The sequence below is a fragment of the Amycolatopsis rhabdoformis genome (assembly GCF_035918295.1).
In the GTDB taxonomy this organism is placed as follows: domain Bacteria; phylum Actinomycetota; class Actinomycetes; order Mycobacteriales; family Pseudonocardiaceae; genus Amycolatopsis; species Amycolatopsis rhabdoformis.
On record NZ_CP142149.1, the window covers coordinates 3,037,469 to 3,059,346 of the forward strand.

Genomic DNA, 21,878 nt, shown 5'->3' on the forward strand with positions numbered 1-21,878 from the left:
CCACCACCCGCGGCGACCGCTACAAGTGGGTCGCCCTCTCCAACACCACCCTCGGCGTGCTCATGTCGACCCTCGACGGGTCGATCGTGATCATCTCGCTGCCGGCGATCTTCCGCGGCATCGGCCTCGACCCGCTCGCGCCGGCCAACATCGGTTACCTGCTCTGGATGATCCTGGGCTACCTGCTGGTGTCGGCCGTGCTCGTGGTCACGCTCGGGCGCCTCGGCGACATGTTCGGCCGCGTGAAGATGTACAACGTCGGGTTCGTGATCTTCAGCGTCGCCTCGGTGGCGCTGTCGTTCGACCCGTTCCACGGCGGGCAAGGTGCGCTGTGGCTCATCGGCTGGCGCATCGTGCAAGCTGTCGGCGGGTCGATGCTCACCGCGAACTCGGCCGCGATCCTCACCGACGCGTTCCCGCGTGAGCAACGCGGCATGGCTCTGGGCATCAACCAGATCACCGCGCTGGCCGGGCAGTTCCTCGGCCTGGTCGCGGGCGGCCTGCTCGCCGAGATCGACTGGCGGGCGGTGTTCTGGGTGAGCGTGCCGTTCGGCATCCTCGGCACGGTGTGGTCGATCCGCAGCCTGCGCGAGATCGGCAAACCGCGCCGCGCCAACGTGGACTGGGGCGGCAACATCACCTTCGCGCTGGGCACCGGCGTGCTGCTCGCCGCGATCACCTACGGCATCCAGCCCTACGGCGGCGCGGCCACCGGCTGGGGCAACCCGTGGGTGCTCGGCGGCATCGGCGGCGGGATCCTGCTGCTCGCGCTGTTCGGCGTGATCGAGTCCCGGGTGAAGGACCCGATGTTCCAGCTCGCGCTGTTCCGGATCCGGGCGTTCTCCGCCGGCAACCTCGCGGCGCTGCTCACGGCGATCGCGCGCGGCGGGATGCAGTTCATGCTCATCATCTGGCTGCAGGGCATCTGGCTGCCCCTGCACGGCTACGAGTACGAGGAAACCCCGCTGTGGGCCGGGATCTACCTGCTGCCGCTCACCGTCGGGTTCCTCATCGCGGGCCCGCTGTCGGGGTACCTGTCCGACCGGTTCGGGGCGCGGCTGTTCTCCACCGGTGGGCTCGTCCTGGTGGCCGGGGCGTTCCTGGGCCTGCTGGCGCTGCCCGTGGACTTCTCCTACCCGGTGTTCGCGCTGCTGCTGGTGATCAGCGGCATCGGGCAGGGCATGTTCTCGGCGCCCAACACCTCGGCGATCATGAGCAGCGTGCCCGACCACCAGCGCGGCGTGGCGTCCGGCATGCGCTCGACGTTCCAGAACTCCGGCACGGCGCTGTCGATCGGCGTGTTCTTCTCCCTCATGATCGCGGGCCTGGCCGGCTCGCTCCCCACCACGCTCAGCGGCGGTCTGCAGGCCCACGGCGTGCCCGCGGCCGTGGCGGCGGGTGTCGCCCAGCTGCCGCCGGTGAGCACGCTGTTCGCCGCGTTCCTCGGCAGCAACCCGGTGGCGCACCTGCTCGGCCCGGGTGTCCTTTCCGGACTGAAGCCGGCCGACGCGTCGGCGCTGACCGGCAAGGACTTCTTCCCCCAGCTCATCTCCGGCCCGTTCCACCACGGGCTGGTCACCGTCTTCACGGCGGCCGCCGTGATGGCGCTCGTAGCCGCCCTCGCCTCGGTGTCGCGCGGCAAGCGCTACTTCCACCCCGACCAGCAACGCGGCACCTCGCCCGACAAGGAGAACCGATGAGCGACACGCTCACCGCCGGCACCGTCACGATCACCGGCCACGGCGGTGACGAGATCGAGGCGTACCTGGCCCGCCCGCTCGACGCCGCCCCGCGCGGCGGAGTCGTGGTGATCCACCACATGCCCGGCTACGACCTTTCCACCAAGGAAATGGTGCGCCGCTTCGCCGCCGAGGGGTTCGCGGCGCTGTGCCCGAACCTCTACTCGCGCGAGGCGCCGGGCGCGAGCCCGGACGACGCCGCCGCGACCGTGCGCGCCAACGGCGGCGTGCCCGACGAGCGCCTGGTCGGTGACGTCGAGGGCGCGGCCGCGTACCTCAACGCACTCGACGGCGCCAACGGCAAGATCGGCGTGATCGGCCACTGCTCGGGCGGGCGCCAGACCTTCCTCGTCGCCTGCTCGACGAAGGTCGACGCGGCCGTGGACTGCTACGGCGCGTTCGTGGTCAACGAGCCGCCGGCCGGCATGCCGTCGTCGATGAAACCGTTGCTGGGCCTCGCGCCGCAGCTCTCGGCTCCCCTGCTGGGCCTCTTCGGTGCGGACGACCAGTACCCCGGCCCCGAGGAGACCGCGAAGCTGGCGGCCGAGCTCGACCGCCTCGGCAAGGTGCACGAGTTCCACACCTACGAGGGCGCCGGCCACGCCTTCTTCGCCGTCGACCGCCCGAGCTACCGGCCCGAGGCCGCCGTGGACGGCTGGGCGAAGATCTTCGCCTTCTACGGCCGCCACCTCACCGCCTGACCCACTTCCGGAAGGACTTTTCCCATGTGCACCTACCTCACCGAGAAGTTCGCCGTGGAGGGCAGCGGCAAGAGCGCCACCGGGTGGCACAGCGTCAACGAGGCCACCGTGTACGTCGATCACCCGACGCACGCGCGCTTCGCCCACACGGTGAACATCGACTTCCGCAACCCGGCGATGGGCCCGGCCGCGCGGGTCGCGCTCGAACTCACCGAGGAGGACGCGCTCGCCCTCGCCGACGCGATCCACACCGCGCTGGCGTCCGCGCCCGCGGGCCTCGCCTCGCGCAACCAGTGAGCCGCACCGGCTGTCCCGGGTCGAGCACCGGGGCAGCCGGTCAGGGCGTGTAGAGCGCGCCCAGGAACTCCAGCAGCAGGCGCTCGCGCAGCGGTTCCGGCGCGGACGCCAGCAAGGCGTTGATCGGCGCCATGCGGTCGGGCAGACCGGCGTCGCCCACGAGGCCGGCGGCGGTGAGCAGGCCCGCGAACTGCTCGGCGGTCAGCGTGTCCGGGTCCAGCGCCGCCACGAACGCGGCCACGTCCGGGTCGACGACCACCGGGCCGGCTTCCCGCGCCGCGGCCACCGAAGCGGCCAGGTCGGCGAGGAACTCCGCTTCGCTGCCGTGGTTGGCGGCGGTGATCGTGAGGTGCAGGTTCAGCGGCGAGACGCCGTGGGCGAACTGCGGCTGCACGTACCAGCCGCGCACCTTCATCTCGTCGGCCAGGGTGAACAGGTCGAACCCGTCGTCGGCCGCGGTGAAGGCGAGCAGCGTCGAGTCCGGGTCGCCCAGAAGCCGCAGGCCCGGCGAGGTCTCGACGCCGGCGCGGATCCGGGTCACCGCTTCACGCGTCACCTCGGCCAAGCGCAGGTAACCGTCCTCGCCGAGGTGGTTGACCACGGCCCACGCGGCAGCGAGCGGGCCGCCGGAGCGCGTGCTCTGCAGCGTCGGGTTGAGCATCGTGTAGCCCGGCCAGGCTGCGCTGGCGAAGTAGTGCGTGCGGCGCAGCCCCGCGTTCGCGTGCAGCAGCACCGAAACGCCTTTCGCGCAGTACGCGTACTTGTGCAGGTCCACGGAAATGCTCGTGACCCCCGGCACGCCGAAGTCGAACGGCGGCACGTCCTGGCCCAGGCGAGCGAGGTACGGCAGCACCCAGCCGCCGATGCAGGCGTCCACGTGCATGCGCACACCGCGCGCGGCCGCGGCGGCGGCGATCTCCGGGATCGGGTCGACCACGCCGTGGGCATACGACGGCGCGCTCGCGACCACGAGCACGGTGGACTCGTCGATCGCCGCCGCCATCGCTTCGGGCACCGCCCGGAACGTCGCCGCGTCGACCGGCACCATGATCTTGCGCAGCCCGAACAGGTGCGCCGCCTTGTGGAACGCGGCGTGCGCGGTGTCGGGCAGCACGATGCTCGGCGCGGTCACCTCCGGCCGGGCGTCGCGCGCGGCCAGCACCGCGAGCAGGCACGACTCGGTGCCGCCGGAGGTCACCGTGCCGACGGTGTCGGCGGTACCGCTCAGCAGCCCCGCCGCGCGGCCGACGAGATCGTTCTCCAGACGCAGCAAGCTCGGGAACGCCGTGGGGTCGAGACCGTTGGCCGACGACGCGAGCGCGTGGGCGGCCGCCGCGATTTCGTCCACTTCGGACAGCCCGCTGTCGTAGACGTAGGCGAGCGTGTGGCCGCCGTGCGTCGGCAGGTCCCCCGCGCGCAGGGCCCGCAGCTCGGCCAGCACGTCGGTCACAGCTGCGGCTCCACCGGCCGCGGTTCGAGCACCTTGCGCCGCAGCAACGGGATCGCGAGCGCGATCAGCACGGCCGGCAGCACCGAGGAGCCCACGGTGATGGCCGTGATCGCCGACGACGGCTGGGCGGCCGTCGCGTCGGTGCTCGACACGTACCCGCCGAACTGCAGCACCAGACCGAACAGGCCGGGGCCGAGCGCCAGGCCGAGCGTCTCCGACGCCGTCCACACCCCGGCCGTGATGCCCGCGCGGGTCTCGCCGGTGCGCTCTTCCTCGGCGCTGATCAGGTCGGGCAGGATCGCCAGCGGGAACACCGAGATGCCCGCGTAGCCGATGCCCGCGAGCGCCACGAACACCATCGTGACCGCGAACGGGATGTCCTTCGCGAAGAAGATCCCGAGCAGGCCGACGGTGAACGCCACCGTCGCGATGCGGAAGCCCACCAGCTTGCCCCAGCGCTTGCCCAGCCGCGGCCACAGCGGCATCGTGATCAGCGCCGGGCCGACGAAACCGACGAACAGCACCGTGCGGTAGCTCGGGTCGCCCAGCACGTGCTCGGCGAAGTACGGGATCGCGGCCAGCACCGTGCCGATGCCGAGCGCCTGGATAAAGTACGAGCCCATGAGCCAGCAGAACGGGCGCCACTGCGCGATCGTGCGGATCAGCTGCTTGAAGCTCACGGCGTTGGGCCGCAGCGAGCCGACCGGCGCGCCCTTGAGACCGAAGTAGACACCCAGGGTGGCGAGCAGGATGATCACCGCCATCACGGCGCCCATCACCCGGTAGCCGGCCACGCCTTCGAGCACGTCGGTGATCGCCGGGGCCGCGCCACCGGACACCAGGATCGCCACGGCCAGCACGCCGATGCGCACACTGGTGAGTTTCGTGCGCTCGTCGGCCGAGTCCGTGAGCTCGGCCGGCAGCGCGTTGAACGGCACCTGGAAGAACGCGTACGCGGTGGCGCACAGGAAGAACACGATCACCACGTAGGTCGCGTCGATCGCCGGCTTGCCGAAGCCGGGGTGCGCGAACAACGCGAAGAACAGGATCGCGACCCCGATGCCGCCGCCGAGCAGGAACCGCCGGCGGCTGCCGGTGCGCACCAGGTCCGCGTCGGACAGCCGGCCCGCGACCGGGTTGAAGATCACGTCCCACGCCTTCGGCACGAACACGATCACGCCGGCCGCCGCGGCGGGCACCGCCATCGTGTCGGTGAGGTAGGGCAGCAGCAACAGACCCGGCACCGTGCCGAAGGATCCGGTGACGAAGGAGCCGAGCGAGTAACGGAAACGCGTCCGGCGGGGCAGCGGCGCCAAGGGTCCTCCTCGAGGGCGGTCCGACGAACGCAATGCCTAGTGGATCTTCGCCGTTCCCCGGTAGTGGTCGGGGGGAATCGTGCCACCGTCGTAATGCACCGCGCGTACCGGGCCGACCTCACCCCGTGGCCCGCTCACGACAGCACTTCCGCCACCTTCGCCAGCGATCCGGCGTCGCCGCGCAGCAGCAGCGTCGTGACCACTGTGTCCTCCCAGGCAGCGAGCTCTTCGCGGATCTTCGCGGCCGGGCCGACGAGCGAGGTGTCCTCCACGAGCGACGTCGGGATCGCGGCGATCGCCTCGTCCTTGCGCCCCTGGAGGTAGAGCTCCTGCACCTGGTCGGCCACCTCCTCGTAACCCAGGCGCGCGAACACGTCGTGGTGGAAGTTCACCGCCTTGGCGCCCATGCCGCCGATGTACAACGCGAGCGCCGGCTTGATCCAGCTCGCCGCCTCCTCCACGTCGTCGTGCACGATCACCGGCACCGAGGCGGGCACCTCGAAGTCCTCGGCCGTGCGCCGCGCGCCCGGGCGTGCGAACCCCTCGGCGAGCGCGGCCCGGTAGAAGGCGTCGGCCTTGGGCGAGAAGAACAACGGCAGCCAGCCGTCGCAGATCTCGGCCGACAGCGCCACGTTCTTGGGTCCCTCGGCCGCGAGGTAGATCGGCAGGTCCTTGCGCAACGGGTGCACGGTGGACTTGAGCGGCTTGCCGAGCCCGGCCCCGCCCCGCAGCGGCAACTGGTAGAACTGCCCGTCCAGCGTCACGGGGGCCTCACGGGCCAGCACCTGCCGGATGATCTCCACGTACTCGCGCGTGCGGGCCAGCGGCTTGGGGTACGGCTGGCCGTACCAGCCCTCCACCACCTGCGGACCCGACGCGCCGAGCCCGAGCACGAACCGGCCGCCGGAGAGGTGATCCATCGTCAGCGCCGACATCGCGGTGGCCGTGGGCGTGCGCGCGGACATCTGCACGATGTTGGTGCCGAGCTTCACGCGGCTGGTCGACGCGCCGGCCCAGGCGAGCGGGGTGAACGCGTCGGAGCCGTAGGCCTCGGCCGACCAGACCGAGTCGAACCCGAGGCGTTCGGCTTCGAGCACGGCCTCGAGCGCGCCCGGGATCGGGCCGCTCCCCCAGTACCCGAGGTGGAAACCCAGCTTCATGCGGCCCTCCGTGCTTCAGACGTTCGGCGAGTAGTGCTCGGGCTTGCCACGCTCGGCGAGCGGCGGCAGGTTCCTCCGTGGAGTCTCGACCACGGGGGCGTCCGCGGCCACCTCACCCCTCGCGCGGCGCCAGCCCGCGCGGGCGCGCGGGTGGTAGCGGCGGTCGTGCGGCACGAGGGAGAACACGGCGTTGATCGCGCGGCCGACGAACCGGTGCCGCCGCTCGTCGCGCGCGGACCAGGTGAAGCCGAGCAGGTCGCGGATCTCGGGGTCGTAGAGCCCCACGGTGAGCCACACGAACCGCTTCGCGACCACCGCGGAGATCGGCCGCCACACCGGATCCGGCAGCCAGGGCAGGAACGGCGGCTTCGCGATGCCGCGCAGTTCGAGCACGTCGCGCGTGGCCTTGTTGTCCTCGAGGACCTCGGCGCACATGTGTTTCCAGTACCGCCGGAAGTCCTCCCAGGACTCCGGGACCGGGCGCATCGTCATCGAGTACATGCGCCACCAGCGCACGTGCTCGTCGAACAGCCGGCGCTTCTCCTCTTCACCGATCCCGCCCATGAAGTGGTCGGCGATGAGCACGGTGCTGACGAAGAACGTCGAATGCGCCCAGTAGAACGTGTCCGGGTCGAGTGCGTGGTAGCGGCGGCCTCGCGCGTCCACGCCCTTGATGCGGTCGTGGTAACCCCGCACCTCGAGCGCGGTCCGGTGTGCACGCGGACCGTCGTAGACCACGCCGCCGATCGGGTAGAGCGAGCGGAAGAGCCGCTGCCAGCGTTCCTCGAAGAACCGCGAGTGCTGCTCGACGCCGGCGCCGAGACCGGGGTGCATGTTCTGCATCGACCCGGCCCACAGCGCGATCAGCAGCCCGCGCCAGTCGCCGAAGTAGCTCCACGTGAGCGAATCCGGTCCCAGCGGTTCAGGTTCCTCCCCGGTCATCGCGGCTCCTGCCCGTGCGTCGGCGAACTGACTACGACCGTTGTCAGGTTAGGATGTGACAACGGGCGTGGTCAACTACGCGTGATCGAGTTCGCCGCGCAGTCGAGTGTGGGAGTGGATATGCCGGGCCGCACCTGGGCGGGCACGACGCTGGACGATCGCAAGGCGGCGCGGCGCGATCAGCTGGTCGCCGCGGGCCTCGATCTGCTCGGCGCCGAGGGCTCCCCCGCCGTGAGCGTGCGCGCCGTGTGCCGCCACGCGCACCTCACCGAACGCTACTTCTACGAGAGCTTCGCCGACCGCGAAGAGCTCGTGGCCGCCGTCTACGAGCACGTCGGCGAACAGGCCCGGCAGGCGCTCGTCGACGCGGTCCGCGACTCGCCGGACCCGCGGCCGCGGGCCGAGCAGGCGGTGCGGGCGTTCGTGGAGCTGATCGTCGACGATCCGCGCCGGGGCCGGGTGCTGCTGCTCGCGCCGCTCACCGACCCCGCCCTCACCCGCCGCGGCCGCCACCTGCTGCCGGCGTTCGCCGCGCTCGTCGGCGAACAGCTCTCGCACGGCGACGAGACCGGCCGGCAGCTGGTGGCGATCGGGCTCGTCGGCGCGTTGAGCAACGTGTTCATCGCCTACCTCGACGGCACGCTGCGGGTGAGCCGCGAGCGGCTGGTGGCCCACTGCGTGCGCCTCGTGCTCGGCGCCGACGAGTTCGATCACTGAGCCAGTTTCTCCTTCTGCAGCCGCAACGCGATGTCGATGATCATGTCCTCCTGACCGCCGACGTAGCCCTCGGCGCCCACGCGGTAGAGGATCTCGTGCGCCGGCACGTCGTAGCGCTGCGCCGCGCGCTCGGCGTGCAGCAGGAAACTCGAGTACACGCCGGCGAAGCCCTGCACGATCGACGACCGGTCCATCACCGGCAGCCGGGTCAGGTACTTCTTCACCACGTTCTCGGCGGCGGCCATCAGCACGTCCTTGTCCACGCCGGTCGGCACGCCGAGGCGCTCGAACGTGGCCGCGAGCACCTCGGTCGGCGAGTTCCCGGCGCCCGCGCCGAGGGCGGCGAGCGAACCGTCGATCTGGCGCGCGCCCGCGCGGTACGCGAGCACCGAGTTGGCCACGCCGAAGCTCAGGTTCTGGTGGCCGTGGTAGCCGACCTGGGCATCGTCGCCCAGCTCCGCCACCAGCGCGGCGACGCGGTCGGCGGCTTCGTCGAGGATCAACGCTCCCGCGGAGTCCACCACGTACACGCACTGGCAACCGGCGTCGGCCATGATCCGGGCCTGCTTCGCGAGGTCGTCGGGCGCCGACATGTGCGCCAGCATCAGGAAGCCCACCGTTTCCAGCCCCAGGTCGCGGGCCGCGCCGAAGTGCTGGATCGAGACGTCGGCTTCGGTGCAGTGCGTCGCGATGCGGGCCGCGCCGGCGCCGAGGTCGGCCGCGGCGCGCAGGTCCGTCACGGTGCCGAGGCCCGGCAGCAGGAGCACGGCGATCTTCGCGTGCTTCGCCTCGTCCACGGCGGCGGCGATCAGCTCGCGTTCGTCGGTGCCGGAGAAACCGTAGGTGAAGGTCGAGCCACCGAGCCCGTCGCCGTGGGTCACCTCGATCAGGGAGACGCCGGCGTCGTCCAGCGCGCGCACGGTGTCGCGCACCTGGCGCTCGGTGAAGCGGTGGGCCATGGCATGGCTACCGTCGCGCAAGGTGGTGTCGACCAGCCGGACGGGCGCGCTCATGCCGTCACCAGCGTTTCCGCGACCAGGTCGCCGACCCGGGCCGCCGCGGCGGTCATGATGTCGAGGTTGCCCGCGTAGGTCGGCAGGTAGTCGCCGTTGCCCGCGACCTCGAGGAACACCCCGACCCGCGCGACGCCGTTCCACTCCGGGCGGGGTGGGTCGAACTGCGGATCGGCCTTGAGCGTGTAGCCGGGCACGTAGCGGCGGACTTCGGCGACCATGCGGTGGATCGACTCGGTGATCGCCGCGAAGTCCGCGTCGGGGTCGACCGCGCAGAACACCGTGTCCCGCATGATCATCGGCGGGTCCATCGGGTTGATGATGATGATCGCCTTGCCCTTCGCCGCGCCGCCGACCTCTTCGAGGGCGCGCGCGGTGGTCTCGGTGAACTCGTCGATGTTCGCGCGGGTGCCGGGGCCGGCCGAGCGCGACGACACGGACGCGACGATCTCCGCGTACGGCACCGGCGTCACCCGCGACACGGCGTGCACGATCGGGATCGTCGCCTGGCCGCCGCAGGTGATGAGGTTGAGGTCGGGCACGTCGAGCCGTTGCGGCGGGGTCACCGCGGGGCACGTGAACGGCCCGACGGCGGCGGGGGTCAGGTCGATCGAGCGAATGCCCGCCTCGGCGTAGCGCGGCGCGTTCGCGAGGTGCGCTTTCGCCGACGTCGCCTCGAACACGAGCTGCGGTGGCTCGGCGCGGGCCAGCAGCCAGTCGACGCCTTCGGCCGACGTCTCGAGCCCGAGCTTCGCCGCGCGGGCCAGGCCGTCGGACGCCGGATCGACGCCGACCATGTAGCGCACGTCGATCTTGTCGCTGCGCCGCAGCTTCGCGAGCAAATCCGTGCCGATGTTGCCCGGGCCGACGATCGCGGCCGTCACCTTGCCTTCGGTACCTTCTGCCATGGTGCCCGACGGTCCTCGCCGCGAGGGTGCACACTCAACCTGTGCGTACCACTGGCCGGAACGGCGGCGAAGGCCTCGTCGCCTCGCGCATCGCCGCGATCCTCGGTGCGTTCCGCCCGGGTGACGACACCGTCGGCGTGTCGGAGCTCGCGCGGCGGACCGGACTGGCGAAGACGACCGTGCACCGCCTGACCCGCCACCTGTGCGACACCGGCCTGCTCGAAGCCGACGGCACCGCGCTGCGGCTCGGGCTGCGGCTGTTCGAGATCGGGCAGCTCGCGATCCGCCGCCGCGGCCTGGTCGAGGCCGCGCGCCCGTCGCTGGCGGACCTGCGCGAGGCCACGCGCAACACCGTGCACCTCGCCGTGCTGGAGGGCACCGAGGTCGTGTACCTCGACGTGCTGCGCGGCCCCGACGCGCCCGACGTGCCCTCGCGCACCGGCGGGCGCTTCCCGGCCCACGCGACCGGGGTCGGCAAGGCCATCCTCGCGTTCTCGCCGGAACCCGTGGTGGTGCGCGTGATCGAGGCCGGTCTCCCCCGCATCAGCACCCGCACCATCACCGCGCCGGGCCTGCTGCGCCGCCAGCTCGCCCGGATCCGGGACGAGGGCGTCGCGTTCGAACGCGAGGAGTCCGGCGTGGGCGTGGTCTGTGCCGCGAGTCCCCTGCTCGACGCCACCGGCACGGCGGTCGCGTCGATCTCCATCACCGGCTGGGCCACGCGGATGCGCACGGAGCGTGTCGCCCCGGCGGTGCGCACGGTCGCGCTCGCGTTGTCGCGCTCGTTGGTCCAGACCTGAGTGGTCGGAAAAATACTTGCTGCACAAGGGGTTTCGCGTGGGTTAGGCCGTTCGGATGACGTCGGGGCACAACGCTGGTCTCGTGATTCTCCGTAACTACCATCGGCCCGATGGCCCAGCAGAGCTGGGGGATCACGTTCCCGGGCCGGTCCCCCGCCACCGTCGCGGGCCGCCGCGTTCCCGCCGCGGCGGCCGGATCCCGGCTGCTGTCGCTCGACCTCGTGCTCGGCCTGGTCGCGCTCGCCGGCGGACTGCGTGTGGTCTCCCTCGCGGTCACGACGCCGGTCCTGCCCGGCGAAGCCACCACCGTCGCCCGCGTCTACGCGCTCGGCCACCTCACGCCGTTCAGTGGCTCGACCACCGCCGGAGCCGGCCCGTTCGCGCGGCTGCAGCTCGCCGGCTACACCGCGCTGACCGGGGCGTTCGACCGCGTCGCCACTCCGGCCGGCGCGGTGCGGGAGGCCCTGGTGGTGACCGCAGTGGTGACCACGGTCCTGGTGTGGCTGCTCGCCCGCCGGCTCGGCCTTCCACGTGGGGCGGCCACGGCGGCGGCGGTGCTGCTCGCCGTGTCGCCGCTGGCGATCGGGCTGCAGCACGCGGTTCTCGGCGAACAGCTCGCGGTGATGTGGGCGCTCGCCGGGCTGTGCCTCGTCGCCACGCCGGCGAAGGCCGCCACCGAGGAGGTCCACAGTGGACGCCACCGGCTCGGCCAGGACCTGCTCGGCGCGGCCTGTCTGCTGGCCGCGGTGCTCACCTCGCCGCTCACGGTGCTGGTCCTGCCCGCCGCCGGCTGGCTGCTGCTGCGCCGGTCACCGGCCCGGGCCGGGCTCGTCGGCGTGGTCGTGAGCCTCGGCGCCGGCCTCGCGTTCGGCCCGTTCGCGGCGTGGCTGCGGCCCCCGTTCGGCGGCGCCGGCCGGGCGGACCTCCCGGCGTGGCTGGTGTTCGATCCGGCGCTGACGACCTTGTCCGTGCTCGCCCTGGTCGCCGGGCTGTTCGCCACCGCGGTGCGCCCCCTCGCCGTGACGGGCCTCCTGATCACCGGCCTGCTCGCCGTGCCCGAGGTGCCCGCCGTCGCGGTGGCCGCGCTGCTCCTGCCCCTCACCCCGGTGATCGCGGCCGGCGTCGCCCACGCTGTGCTGACCGGGCACCACGAAGCCGAACACCGGCGGGCCCCGGGCCGGCACGGGGCCGCCGTGGCCGTGGGCGCCGTGGTGGTCACCGCCGCGTTCGGGCTGAGCTGGACGCAGGGGTTCGGCGCGCTGCGTCCCGGGCCGGCGCGGCCCGACCCGGCGGTCGAGGCCCGGACCTGGTTGGTGTCCAACGCGGCGGGCTCGCGCGTGCTCGTGGACGACGCCACCTGGACCACGCTGGCCGCCGGCGGCTGGCCGACCGGGCTGCTGGTCACCGCGACCACCGCCGACCCGGCGCGGCCACCCGACTGGGCCGCGCTCACCCCGGTGTCGTCCACAGTGGACTACCCCGACGCCGCCGCGGTGTTCGGCAGCGGTGCGGGGCAGGTGACCGTCGCCCGGCTCGGCCCTCCGGTGCTCGAGCCCGACGAGGACGCCGAGCAGACGGCGCGGGCCCACGCGGGCGCCGCGCTCACCCGGTCCGGCCGCGTGAGCTGCGCGCCGGACGCCCGCGCCGCGCTCGTCCGGGGCGACACCGATCCCCGGCTGATCGCGACGCTGGCCGCGTTCGCGTCCCGGCAACCGGTGCGGGTGGCCGCGTTCCCGTCCGTGCCCGGCGAGGACGCGGCGGGCCGGCCCCGTCGCCAGGTGCTCGTGAGCGGCGCCGACGACGAGGCGACCCGCTTCTACGCCGGGCAACGCGCGCAGTTCCGGCCGGAATCGGTCCGGCGGACGGCCGACGGGGTGCTGGTCACCTACCCGCCGTTCGCCCCGCCCGGCCTGCTCACCTCCTTCACCGCACCCTGATCCGGGAAAGGACTCCTGCGATGCGCCTTCGAACCCTGCTGAGACCCACCGGTCTCGTCGCCGCCGGTCTGGTCCTGTTCGCCGCCGCTCCCGCCGTCGCCTCGGCGGCCACCGGCCCCGGTCCCGGTGTCGGCTGGATCCGCGTGGGGCACCTGTCGCCGGGGGTGCCGCCGGTCGACATCTACTTCGCGCCGTTCGGGCAGCCCGAGAAGGTGGTGATCCGCAAGGCGGGCTACGGCGCTGTCACGCCGTACTCGTCGCTGGACCCGGGTCAGTACACGCTCTCGATGCGGCCCGCCGACGCCGCGGCGTCGACCCCGCCCGCGCTCTCCGCCACGATCTCCGTGGAGGCGCAGAACGCCTACTCGCTGCTGGTCTTCGAGAACGGTCCCGACCAGACGCTGAAGGGCACGCTGGTGACCGACGACCTCACCGCGCCGAGCGCGGGCAACGGCCGCGTGCGCGTGGTCGAAGGCTCGGCCACGCCCGCGCCGGTGAGCGTCGACGGCCCGGCCGGGCTGTCGCTCGCCGCCAACGCGGCCTACGGCGACACCACGCCGTACGCCGAAGTGCCGCAAGGCTCCGTGCCGCTGCAGCTGACCAGCGGCAGCGTGAAGGCGAGTGCCGACGTCGCCGTGGCGCCCGGCTCGTCGACCACCGTGCTCGTGACGCAGGACAACGGCACGCTGAAGGCGACCCCGATCTCCGACGGTGCCGACCTGCCGAACCCGCCGAAGCTCGGCGTCGAGACCGGAGGCGGCGGCACCGCGCTCAACGCGATCCGCTCCGAGCCGTGGTTCGCCGGCGGGGTCGGCGTGTTCCTGCTCGCGCTGGTGCTCGTGCCGCTGGTGCGGCGGATTCGGGAAGGCCGTGCGCGCTGAGCTGACGCGGGTGTGCTGCGCCCTCGCGCTCGTCTGCGCCGCGTGCGCACCCGCACCGTCCACAGTGGTCCCGTCGCCGGCCGCCGCACCGACGACCGCGGCGCCGACGAACGCACCACCGGGCACGGTCGGCCCCCTGCCGGCCACTTCGGCGGTGAGCCCGGTCGGGCTCTCGATCCCGGCGATCGGCGTCGCCGTGCGCGGGCTGGTGCCGCTCGCACTCGGCCCGGCCCACGAGTTGCAGGCGCCCGCGCGCTTCGCCGACGTCGGCTGGTACGCCGCCGGCCCGGCCCCGGGTGATCCCGGGCCGGCGGTGATCGCCGCCCACGTGGACTCCCGGTCCGGCCCGGCGCCGTTCTTCCGCCTGCGCGAGCTGCGGCCCGGCGACGAGATCCAGGTCGAGCGGTCCGACGGCGCGGCCGCGCGGTTCGTGGTCGACGCCGTGCAGCGCTACCCGAAAAACGCGTTCCCGACCGAAGCCGTCTACGGACCCGCCCCGGGGGCCGCGCTGCGCCTGATCACCTGCGGCGGCGCGTTCGACGCCGCCGCCCGCTCCTACCGGGACAACGTGGTGGTCTACGCCTCCACCCGCTGGACCTGAGCCACCGGATCCGACCTACTGGGCCGCGACGCTGCGGTCCGCGAGCTGCTCCCGGAACTCCACCACCGAGTCGTCCGCCAGCAGGCCGCGGCGGGCGAGCGCCGGGCGCACGCCCTCGCCGAACCAGTAGGCCTCCTCCAGATGCGGGTACCCCGACAGGACGAACTCCGAGACCCCGGCCGCGTGGTACTCCTCGATCAGATCGGCGATCTCCTCATGGCTGCCGACGAGCGCGGTGCCCGCGCCGCCGCGGACGAGCCCGATGCCGGCCCACAAGTGCGGGTGGATCTCCAGCCCGCGCGCGCCGGCGTCGAGGCGGCCACCGTGCAGGGCCACCATGCGGCGCTGACCTTCCGACTCGCTGGCGGCGAGCTGCGCCTGGGCCTGCGCGACCTGCACCGGATCGAGCGCGTCGAGCAGGCGCTGCGCTTCGGCCCAGGCCTCGGCGGAAGTGTCGCGCGCGATGGTGTGCAGGCGCACGCCGAACCGCACGGTCCGGCCTTCGGCCTCGGCGAGCGCGCGCACCTTGCCGATCTTCTCCGCGACCTGCGCGGGTGGTTCACCCCAGGTCAGGTACACGTCGGCGTGGCGCGCGGCCACTGGCAGCGCCGCGGGTGACGAGCCGCCGAAGTACAGCGGTGGCACCGGATCCGGCACGGCGAGGGTGGTCGCGCCGGCGACTTCCAGGTGCTCACCGGAGAAGTCGAACGGCCGGCCCGACCACACGCCGCGCACGATCGTGAGGAACTCGTCGGTGCGCGCGTAACGGGCGTCGTGGTCGTGCCAGTCACCGAAGCGGCGCTGCTCCACGGCGTCGCCGCCGGTCACGATGTTGAGCAGCACGCGGCCCGCCGACAGCCGCTGGAACGTGCCGGCCATCTGCGCGGCCAGCGTCGGCGAGATCACGCCGGGCCGGAACGCCACGAGGAACTTGAGCCGGCGCGTCTCGCGGATCAGCGCGGCCGTGGTGAGCCACGCGTCCTCGCACCACGTGCCGGTGGGCGTGAGCACACCCTCGAACCCGAGCTGCTCGGCCGCACGCGCGACCTGCGCGAGGTAGTCGAGATCGGCCGGGCGCTGCGCCGCGCGCCCCAGGGATTTGTTGGCGTGGAAGCGTTCCACGATCGTCCGGCCGTCTCCCGTGGTCGGCAGGAACCAGTGCAGTTTTACGCTCATCGGGTGCTCCTCGCGGCTTCGATGTCGGGCCCGTAGCGACGGTCGGTGAACGCCGCGAAGTCGACCTTCCCGGGCAGGGTTCCGTCGGCGGTGAAGGCGTCGGCCAGCTGCTGCTCCGAAGCGACCACCGAGTCGTCGAGCGGAATCGGCACGTCGCGTCCGGCGGCCACGGCCTTCTCGGCGACCGCGGGTTCCAGGCCGGTTTCCGCGGCCCACGCCTTCGCCCACTCGTCGTGGTGCGTGTTGGCCCACAGCTGCGCCTTCACCACGCGCTGCACGAAATCGCGGATCGCCGAGTTGCGGCCCGGATCCGCCAGTGCGGCGGTGCTCGCCGTCTCGAAAGCGAGGCCGTTGGAGCTGCCGGTGCCGTCCGAGAGCACGCGGGCGTGCGCGTCGAGCTGCGCCTGAGCCGTGTAGGGATCCCAGATCGCCCAGGCGTCCACCTGGTGCTGGGTGAAGGCCGCGTACGCCTCCGAGGGCTGCAGGAACGACAGCTTCACGTCCTTCGTGGACATTCCGGCGCGCTTGAGCGTGTTGAGCACCTGCCCGTGGGCCGAGCTGCCCTTCGACACCGCGATCGTCTTGCCGCGCAAGGACGCGACGTCGCGCAGCGGTGAATCCGGCGGCACCAGGATCGCCTCGCGCTGCACGTTGCTCTTGGCGACGCTGACCACGGAGATCTTGGCTTTCGAGGCCGCGGCGAAGATCGGCGGCGTGTTGCCGACCCGGCCGAGGTCGATCGCGTCGGCCGAGGCCGCCTCCAGCAGCGGCGGGCCGGAGGTGAACGTGGACCAGTCGATGCGGTAGGGCACGTCGGACAGCAGGTTCGCGGCCGTGAGCAGGGACTTCACGCCGCCCTTCTGATCACCGACGCGCAGCGTGACCTGGGCCAGGTCGGCCGCCGGGACGGCCGCGGGCACCGGCGCCGGGCCGGTCGCCGCGCCGGACGGCGAGCACGCGGTGAGCCCGCCGAGCAGCAGGGCCGCGGCGAGCGCGAGGGTCGTGTTACGCAGGGGCACCTTCGGTCACTCCCAGGTCGGCCAGCACGCGCGAGCGCACGTCGGCGTGGTCGGTGGCGGTCCGCGGCCGGGGGTGGCCGAGGACGTGTTCGGAGACGATGCGGCCCTCGTCGAGGACCAGCACCCGGTCGGCGAGCAGCAGGGCCTCGTCGACGTCGTGGGTCACCAGCAGCACCGCGGGTTCGTGCGTGCGCCACAGGCGTTCCACGAGCCGGTGCATCGCGAGGCGGGTGAGGGCGTCGAGCGCGCCGAACGGTTCGTCGAGCAGCAGCAGATCCGGTTCGCGCACCAGCGCGCGGGCCAGCGAAACCCGTTGTGCCTCACCGCCGGACAGCGTGAGCGGCCAGTCGTCCTCGTGCTCGGACAGGCGCACCTCGGCCAGCGCCTGCTCGGCCACGCGGCGGTCGCGCGAGCGGTTCTCGCCGTCGCGGCGCAGGCCGAGCACCACGTTGCGCCAGACCTTGCGCCACGGCAGCAGGCGCGGCTGCTGGAACGCGACCGACACCGTGCCCTCCACGCGCGCGGTGCCCTCCACGTCCGGGTCGAGCCCGGCGAGCACGCGCAGCAGCGTCGACTTGCCCGAGCCGCTGCGCCCGAGCAGCGCCACGAACTCGCCGCGGCCGATCTCGAGCTCGAGTCCGTCGAGGACGGTGCGCTCGCCGAAGCGTTTCGTGAGGTCGCGCACCGCGACCACCGGCGTCACCGGGCCAGCCATCGCAGAGCCCTCCGTTCCAGGACCCGCACCAGCGCGTCGGTGGCGAGGCCGAGGATCGCGTACACGATCAGGCCGACCACCACCACATCGGTGCGCAGGAACTCGCGGGCGTTGTTGATGAGGTAACCCAGACCGGCGTCGGCGTTCACGGTCTCGCCGACGATCAGCGCCAGCCACGCCAGGCCGAGCGATTGCCGCAACCCCACCAGCGCCTGCGGCAGCGCGCCGGGCAGCACCACGTGCCACAGCCGTTCGCCGCGCGTGAAGCCCAGTGCCCGCGCGGCTTCGACCAGGCGCGCGTCGGCGGTGCGGATTCCCGAGTGGACGTTGAGGTAGAGCGGGAACGCGACCCCGAGGGCCACGAGCACGATCTTCGTCTCCTCGCCGATCCCGAACCACAGGATGAACAACGGGATCAGCCCCAGGAACGGCAACGTCCGCAGCATCTGCACCGGCGGGTCGACCAGCGCCTCGCCCCAGCGCGAGAGCCCGGCGACGATTCCGAGCAGCACGCCCACGACCGCGCCGATCGCGAAGCCGGCACCGACCCGGCCGAGCGACACCACGAAGGCGGTGCCGAGCTCACCGGTGCGCACGAGCTCGACCGCGCTCGTCACCACCGTCCACGGCGCGCTGAGTTTCTCGGGTGGCAGCACGCCGGTGGAGCTCGCGAGCTGCCAGACGGCGACGAGCACGAGTGGGCTGATCCAGCGGCGCAGTGATGATCGGCGCAGGGAGATCGTGCTTACGCCGGACCGTTTTCGCCGGGCGGGCGGACCGTCGGCTTCGGTGTTTCGGGCGCGCGTCAGCACACCCGTGGTGGAAATCGACACGGATTTCTCCCGGGTACGGGTTTTTGCTACGGGGAAAGGGGAACCGCTCAGCGCGAACGGCAGATCGCGCTCGCCTGCTGCCGGAGATCGACGTGCAGGCGGCTCACGAGCAGCGCGCCGAGGTTCATGCCCCGAGCTTCACCCGGCCGGGAGACCGCGTCAACAACCGCCCGGTCCGCTCCCAGCTCGTGGTACCGCGGACCGGCTTGTGCCACCGGTGCCCGCCTTCACCGGCGCGGGACGACCGAGGAGTGGGACGGCTCAGGCGCCGAACATCCGGTGCCACTCGTCGAGCGAGCGCGGCCGGAACACGAAGTTGGTGTCCTTCACGTGCGACAGCGCGGCCGACGGCTCGGCCGAGTACTGGTGCCCCGGGTACACCACGGGGTCACCGGGCAGCGTCGCGAGCCACTGCAGGCTGCGGTAGATCGCGTCGGCGTCGCCGCCGGGGAAGTCGGTGCGGCCGCAGCCTTCGAGGAACAGCGTGTCCCCCGACACGAGCCGGTCGCCCACGAGGAAACACTGGCTGCCCGGCGTGTGGCCGGGCGTGTGCAGCAGCCGGATGTCGATCGCGCCGACGCTGAGCACGTCGTCGTGGTCGTGGGCGCGCAGGTCGGTGCCGGACACGCCGGTGACGCGGCGGACCCACTCGGTCTCTTCGGTGTTCACGTGGATCGGCACCTGCTCGATCGCGAGCAGCTCGGCGATGCCGGGCAGCGAGAAGCCCATCATCTCGCCGCCGACGTGGTCCGGGTGGTGGTGCGTGGCGAGCACGCCGGTCAAGCGCATGCCGTCCTCGTGCAGCACCTGCACGAGATCACCCACCGCGTAGGCCGGATCGACGATCACCGCCGCACCCGACTCGCGGTCCCCGATCAGGTAGGCGAAGTTGACCATCTGCGTCGCGACCGGGTCGCCGACCGCGAAATCCCGGCCGGCGAGCAGTTGGCGGAAGTACAGCTGGTCTGCCATGCGGGGCAGCCTACGGGCCCCTCCCCGGCCCTCGGCCGCCGACTTCCCGAACCGGATGCGCGGGCTACGCTGAATCCTTGAGCTTCGAGTACGTCCCCTTCCGCCGAATCCGGAGGCGCCGGTGAAGCTGTTGCTCACCTCGGGCGGCGTCACGAACCCGAGCATCCGTTCGGCGCTCGTGCGGCTGCTCGGCAAGCCGATCTCCGAGTGCCACGCCCTCTGCGTGCCCACGGCACAGTGGGGTCATCCGAGGTGTGGTCCGACGACGGTGCGCGGATTCGTCGCCGCCGAGCCCACGTGGCAGCACTTCTCGGGTCTGGGCTGGGCCTCGCTCGGGGTCCTCGAACTCACCGCGCTGCCTACCGTCGGAGAACAGCGGTGGGTTCCCTGGGTCCGCGAGGCGGACGTGCTCCTGGTCGAAGGCGGCGACGCGACGTACCTGTGCCACTGGATGCGGGAGTCCGGGCTGGCCGATCTGCTGCCTTCGCTGCCCGACACGGTCTGGGTGGGGGTGAGTGCCGGCAGCATGGTGCTGACGCCCCGGATCGGGTCGTACTTCGTCGAGTGGCCGTCGGCGCCGGACGATCGCACGCTCGGTGTCGTCGAGTTCTCGATCTTCCCGCACCTGGACGCGTTTCCCACGAACACCCTGGCCGACGCCCAGCGGTGGTCGGCCGACGTCGGCGTCCCGGCCTACGCCATCGACGAACAGACCGCCATCGCGGTCGTCGATGGCTCCGTCGAGGTGATCTCCGAAGGGCACTGGACGAAGTTCGGCGCCTAGCCACCCGGCCACCGTGAGGGCGCCGAGGTTTGCACGGCCTCCGGGCATCCGGACTGGCGGCTCACTCCCCCACTTCGCCGTCGGCGAGCTCCCGCAGCGCGTCGAGGTGCCCCACGTGCCGCGCGGTTTCCTGCACGACGTGGGCCAGCACCCACCGCACGGTGAAGTCGCCGCTGCGCCGTGTGCGGTTCTCCGGCGTGAGCCCGGCCAGCGCGGCCGCCGACCGTGGCCACTCCGCGCGGTAGGCCTCGACCACGGACGCCGGGTCGTCGGCCGTGGTCAGGTCCCAGCTCGGGTCGGGCGAGCCCGGCCACAGCGACGGCGCGTCGGAACCGCCCGCTTCGATCGAGAGCCACCAGCGTTCGACGGCCGTGAGGTGCTTCACCACGCCCAGCGCGCTCATCCGGGGCGAGCTCGGCAACGGCGTCGCCGCGGCCTGGGCGCGGGTGAGGCCGGCGAGCTTGTTCACGGCCGTGGCGCGCAGGAAGTCGAGGAACCGCGTCTGCACGGTCAGCTCGTCGCCGGCCAGCGGATCGGGCCAGGCGCGCTCAACTTTCGAACTCGTGTTCGACATGGCGAGCAGCGTACCGTGCCATGCTGGGGCCATGATCAGCGCCGACCTCCCCGTGCTCGTCGTCGACGGCTCGCGCTTCACCGACTTCGCCGGCTTCGCCCGCGAGTTCTCGAAGCTGCTCGACGACTACGAGTGGCGCGGCAACCTCGACGCGTTCAACGACCTCCTCCGCGGCGGGTTCGGCACGCCGGACGGCGACTGGATCCTGCGCTGGCGCCACTCCGACCTGTCGCGGCGCGCGCTCGGGCACGAGGCCACCGTCCTGCGGCTGACCGGCCTGCTGCGCACCTGCCACCCGACGAACCGCGCTGCCTTCTCCGCCCGGATCGAAGCGGCGGAGCGCGGCGAAGGCCCGACGTTGTTCGACGAGATCGTCGACGTCATCCGGAGCCACGGCCCGGGCGGGCGCGAGGCCGAGGACGGCGTGCACCTCGAGCTGGCCTGACCCCCGCCGAGTGAACGACCTGAACCCCGTCCCCGCGCGCGGAATAGGCTGACGGACATGGTGTGGGGACTCCTCTGTGCGCTGCTGTCGGCCGTGGCGTATGGCATCGCTTCGGTGATGCAGGCGGTGGCGGCCAAGGCGACGCCCGACGCGGGCGCGGGAGTCGACCCGCGGCTGCTGCTGCGGGTGCTGCGGCAGTGGAAGTACGTGGCGGGCCTGGGTCTCGACGTGCTCGGGTTCGTCGCGCAGATCGCCGCGCTGCACGTGCTGCCGTTGTTCGTCGTGCAGGCCACGCAGGCGGCGAGCCTCGCGGTCACGGCCGTGGCCGCGCGGGTGTTCGGCGTGCGGCTGGGCGCGCGCGAGTGGGCGGCCGTGGTCGTGGTGTGCGCGGGGCTGGGGTTGCTCGGGTCGTCGGCGGAGAGCGAGGGTTCGGACCAGGTCGGGCTGGGTTTCCGGCTCGCGCTCGCGGGCGTCGTGGTGGTGCTCGGCATCGCGGGGATCGTGGCGGGCAAGGCGAGCCGCCGCGTGCGCACGCCCGCGCTCGGCCTGATCGCGGGGCTCAGCTTCGGGATGGTCGCCGTGGCGGGCCGGATCATCCCGAGCCTCGCGCCGCTCGACCTGCTCACCGATCCGGCGCTCTACGTCGTCGCCGTGTCCGGTGGCATGGCGATGCTGTTCTACGCCACGGCCCTGCAGCGCGGCAGCGTGACCACGTCCACCGCGATGATGGTGCTCGGCGAGACCGTGCTGCCCTCGCTCATCGGCATCGTGCTGCTCGGCGACCGCACCCGCCCCGGCTTCGTGGCGGTGGCCCTGGCCGGGTTCGTGCTCGCGGTCACCGCGGCGCTCGCGCTGGCCCGCTTCGGCGAGCCGGCGCCGATCGAGCAGCCGGCCTGAC

Annotated in this window: 24 protein-coding genes; 11 read left to right on the top strand and 13 right to left on the bottom strand. The window is 72.6% G+C overall.

Features of this window, described 5'->3' with window-relative positions:
- The first annotated feature begins 62 nt into the window (after window positions 1-62).
- Genes VSH64_RS13745 through VSH64_RS13755 form a run of 3 tightly spaced genes read left to right on the top strand, consistent with a single transcriptional unit; the run spans window position 63 to window position 2,737 of the window.
- The gene (locus VSH64_RS13745) at window positions 63-1,700 is read left to right on the top strand and encodes an MFS transporter (RefSeq protein ID WP_407655685.1); all 1,638 of its coding nucleotides are present in this window, start codon (window positions 63-65) and stop codon (window positions 1,698-1,700) included.
- Window positions 1,697-2,440 carry a dienelactone hydrolase family protein gene (locus VSH64_RS13750; RefSeq protein WP_326835968.1) on the top strand — a complete coding sequence of 248 codons (744 nt, stop codon included), beginning with the start codon at window positions 1,697-1,699 and terminating at the stop codon, window positions 2,438-2,440. Before VSH64_RS13745 ends, VSH64_RS13750 begins: the two co-directional genes overlap by 4 nt.
- 24 nt (window positions 2,441-2,464) lie before the next feature.
- Entirely contained in the window at window positions 2,465-2,737 is a 273-nt protein-coding gene (locus tag VSH64_RS13755) for a DUF6295 family protein (RefSeq protein ID WP_220240918.1), read from the top strand.
- 40 nt (window positions 2,738-2,777) lie between these two features.
- Here the strand turns inward: VSH64_RS13755 and VSH64_RS13760 are convergent, their stop codons facing one another.
- The 4 genes from VSH64_RS13760 to VSH64_RS13775 form a co-directional block, all read right to left on the bottom strand.
- Entirely contained in the window at window positions 2,778-4,187 is a 1,410-nt protein-coding gene (locus VSH64_RS13760; protein WP_326835969.1) for a pyridoxal phosphate-dependent decarboxylase family protein, read from the bottom strand.
- On the bottom strand, window positions 4,184-5,503 hold the full coding sequence (locus VSH64_RS13765; RefSeq protein ID WP_326835970.1) for an MFS transporter: 1,320 nt from the start codon (window positions 5,501-5,503) through the stop codon (window positions 4,184-4,186). The genes VSH64_RS13760 and VSH64_RS13765 overlap by 4 nt, the downstream gene beginning before the upstream one ends.
- 134 nt (window positions 5,504-5,637) lie before the next feature.
- Window positions 5,638-6,663 (bottom strand): LLM class F420-dependent oxidoreductase, encoded by a 1,026-nt coding sequence (locus VSH64_RS13770; RefSeq protein ID WP_326835971.1) that lies wholly within the window; start codon window positions 6,661-6,663, stop codon window positions 5,638-5,640.
- A 15-nt stretch (window positions 6,664-6,678) separates the two neighbouring features.
- A complete protein-coding gene (locus tag VSH64_RS13775; RefSeq protein WP_326835972.1) occupies window positions 6,679-7,605 on the bottom strand; it encodes an oxygenase MpaB family protein in 927 nt (308 codons plus the stop codon).
- A gap of 120 nt (window positions 7,606-7,725) precedes the next feature.
- Between VSH64_RS13775 and VSH64_RS13780 the strand changes: the two genes are divergently transcribed.
- Window positions 7,726-8,322, top strand: coding sequence for a TetR/AcrR family transcriptional regulator (locus tag VSH64_RS13780; RefSeq protein WP_326837945.1), 597 nt, complete (start codon window positions 7,726-7,728; stop codon window positions 8,320-8,322).
- On the opposite strand, the gene dmpG is transcribed toward VSH64_RS13780, so the two are convergent.
- Both dmpG and VSH64_RS13790 read right to left on the bottom strand, forming a co-directional pair.
- The gene (gene dmpG, locus VSH64_RS13785) at window positions 8,316-9,335 is read right to left on the bottom strand and encodes a 4-hydroxy-2-oxovalerate aldolase (protein WP_326835973.1); all 1,020 of its coding nucleotides are present in this window, start codon (window positions 9,333-9,335) and stop codon (window positions 8,316-8,318) included. The genes VSH64_RS13780 and dmpG overlap by 7 nt on opposite strands.
- Entirely contained in the window at window positions 9,332-10,243 is a 912-nt protein-coding gene (locus tag VSH64_RS13790) for an acetaldehyde dehydrogenase (acetylating) (protein WP_326835974.1), read from the bottom strand. Before VSH64_RS13790 ends, dmpG begins: the two co-directional genes overlap by 4 nt.
- A gap of 41 nt (window positions 10,244-10,284) precedes the next feature.
- Here VSH64_RS13790 and VSH64_RS13795 point away from each other — a divergent pair, with 41 nt between their 5' ends.
- From VSH64_RS13795 to VSH64_RS13810, 4 genes are all read left to right on the top strand, one after another.
- The gene (locus VSH64_RS13795) at window positions 10,285-11,043 is read left to right on the top strand and encodes an IclR family transcriptional regulator (RefSeq protein ID WP_326835975.1); all 759 of its coding nucleotides are present in this window, start codon (window positions 10,285-10,287) and stop codon (window positions 11,041-11,043) included.
- A 110-nt stretch (window positions 11,044-11,153) separates the two neighbouring features.
- Window positions 11,154-12,980 carry a glycosyl transferase gene (locus tag VSH64_RS13800; RefSeq protein ID WP_326835976.1) on the top strand — a complete coding sequence of 609 codons (1,827 nt, stop codon included), beginning with the start codon at window positions 11,154-11,156 and terminating at the stop codon, window positions 12,978-12,980.
- A gap of 20 nt (window positions 12,981-13,000) precedes the next feature.
- Window positions 13,001-13,861, top strand: a complete 861-nt coding sequence (locus tag VSH64_RS13805) for a DUF4397 domain-containing protein (RefSeq protein ID WP_326835977.1) — start codon at window positions 13,001-13,003, stop codon at window positions 13,859-13,861.
- Window positions 13,851-14,462, top strand: a complete 612-nt coding sequence (locus VSH64_RS13810; protein WP_326835978.1) for a class F sortase — start codon at window positions 13,851-13,853, stop codon at window positions 14,460-14,462. Before VSH64_RS13805 ends, VSH64_RS13810 begins: the two co-directional genes overlap by 11 nt.
- A gap of 15 nt (window positions 14,463-14,477) precedes the next feature.
- On the opposite strand, the gene VSH64_RS13815 is transcribed toward VSH64_RS13810, so the two are convergent.
- The 6 genes from VSH64_RS13815 to VSH64_RS13840 are packed head-to-tail and all read right to left on the bottom strand — an operon-like array spanning window position 14,478 to window position 19,177.
- Window positions 14,478-15,638, bottom strand: coding sequence for an LLM class flavin-dependent oxidoreductase (locus VSH64_RS13815; RefSeq protein WP_326835979.1), 1,161 nt, complete (start codon window positions 15,636-15,638; stop codon window positions 14,478-14,480).
- Complete coding sequence (locus tag VSH64_RS13820; protein WP_326835980.1) at window positions 15,635-16,657, bottom strand: ABC transporter substrate-binding protein; 1,023 nt, start codon at window positions 16,655-16,657, stop codon at window positions 15,635-15,637. The genes VSH64_RS13815 and VSH64_RS13820 overlap by 4 nt, the downstream gene beginning before the upstream one ends.
- Window positions 16,644-17,372 carry an ABC transporter ATP-binding protein gene (locus tag VSH64_RS13825; protein ID WP_326835981.1) on the bottom strand — a complete coding sequence of 243 codons (729 nt, stop codon included), beginning with the start codon at window positions 17,370-17,372 and terminating at the stop codon, window positions 16,644-16,646. Before VSH64_RS13825 ends, VSH64_RS13820 begins: the two co-directional genes overlap by 14 nt.
- Entirely contained in the window at window positions 17,357-18,205 is an 849-nt protein-coding gene (locus VSH64_RS13830) for an ABC transporter permease (protein ID WP_326835982.1), read from the bottom strand. Before VSH64_RS13830 ends, VSH64_RS13825 begins: the two co-directional genes overlap by 16 nt.
- 47 nt (window positions 18,206-18,252) lie before the next feature.
- Window positions 18,253-18,420, bottom strand: a complete 168-nt coding sequence (locus tag VSH64_RS13835) for a hypothetical protein (protein ID WP_326835983.1) — start codon at window positions 18,418-18,420, stop codon at window positions 18,253-18,255.
- Between the two features lie 46 nt (window positions 18,421-18,466).
- Window positions 18,467-19,177 carry an MBL fold metallo-hydrolase gene (locus VSH64_RS13840; protein WP_326835984.1) on the bottom strand — a complete coding sequence of 237 codons (711 nt, stop codon included), beginning with the start codon at window positions 19,175-19,177 and terminating at the stop codon, window positions 18,467-18,469.
- 121 nt (window positions 19,178-19,298) lie between these two features.
- Between VSH64_RS13840 and VSH64_RS13845 the strand changes: the two genes are divergently transcribed.
- A complete protein-coding gene (locus VSH64_RS13845) occupies window positions 19,299-19,961 on the top strand; it encodes a Type 1 glutamine amidotransferase-like domain-containing protein (protein WP_326835985.1) in 663 nt (220 codons plus the stop codon).
- A 61-nt stretch (window positions 19,962-20,022) separates the two neighbouring features.
- Here VSH64_RS13845 and VSH64_RS13850 read toward each other — a convergent pair whose 3' ends face one another.
- A complete protein-coding gene (locus tag VSH64_RS13850) occupies window positions 20,023-20,535 on the bottom strand; it encodes a DinB family protein (protein WP_326835986.1) in 513 nt (170 codons plus the stop codon).
- Window positions 20,536-20,566: 31 nt separating this feature from the next.
- Here VSH64_RS13850 and VSH64_RS13855 point away from each other — a divergent pair, with 31 nt between their 5' ends.
- Together VSH64_RS13855 and VSH64_RS13860 are read left to right on the top strand one after the other, a co-directional pair.
- Window positions 20,567-20,980, top strand: coding sequence for a barstar family protein (locus tag VSH64_RS13855; protein WP_326835987.1), 414 nt, complete (start codon window positions 20,567-20,569; stop codon window positions 20,978-20,980).
- A 57-nt stretch (window positions 20,981-21,037) separates the two neighbouring features.
- Complete coding sequence (locus VSH64_RS13860; protein WP_326835988.1) at window positions 21,038-21,877, top strand: DMT family transporter; 840 nt, start codon at window positions 21,038-21,040, stop codon at window positions 21,875-21,877.
- Window position 21,878: the final 1 nt, after the last annotated feature.